The sequence below is a fragment of the Alkalibacterium sp. m-11 genome, assembly GCF_054658155.1.
In genome coordinates this window covers 1-255 of record NZ_BAAGIR010000527.1, presented here as the reverse complement: position 1 = coordinate 255, position 255 = coordinate 1, and the positions used below count along the sequence as shown (strand labels likewise).

Genomic DNA, 255 nt, shown 5'->3' with positions numbered 1-255 from the left:
CGTTATACATGCCGTAAGGGATCAAAGGGATCTTTTCATAGTCATCGATGATGGATTCATAGTTTTCTTCACTGCCATATCCAGCATCTGCGACAATATATTTGAATAAGTCCAGTGTAGAAATGGCTGATAAAAATGGAAGTAGCGTTCGCGTATCCGTAGGATTTGAAAAGATATCGTAGTCAATGACGTATTGATTACTAGAAGCAACTTGAAGATTATAGCCAGGTTTCAATTCACGGTTTTTCATGGGAT

At 38.0% G+C, this 255-nt stretch carries 1 protein-coding gene; it reads right to left on the bottom strand.

Annotation, left to right across the window (positions count from 1 at the left end; translation table 11 throughout):
* The coding region (locus ACYQ2O_RS13455; RefSeq protein WP_459771551.1) for a transposase at positions 1-255 on the bottom strand (255 nt) is incomplete at both ends.